General features: G+C 73.0%; 1 pseudogene. It reads left to right on the forward strand.

Annotation, left to right across the window (positions count from 1 at the left end):
• Positions 1 to 281 (forward strand): annotated as a pseudogene (locus B2J89_RS22155) (electron transfer flavoprotein subunit alpha/FixB family protein); the annotation flags it as partial.

Below are 281 nucleotides of genomic sequence, written 5' to 3' on the forward strand. Positions count from 1 at the left end.
CGAGCGCCCGATCTACGCGGGCAACGCGATCGCCACCGTGCAAAGCAGCGACGCCGTCAAGGTGCTCACCGTGCGCACGACGGGCTTTGACGCGGCGCAGGCCACCGGCGGCAGCGCGCCCGTGGAGACCGCCGCGGCCACCGCGGACGCGGGCCAAAGCCGCTTTGTCGGCAGCGAGATCGCCCAGAGCGACCGCCCCGAGCTCACGGCCGCGCGCGTCATCGTCTCGGGCGGGCGGGCGCTCGGCAGCAAGGAAAAGTTCGACGAAGTGATCACGCCGC

It is taken from the genome of Acidovorax sp. SRB_24, from assembly GCF_012931925.1.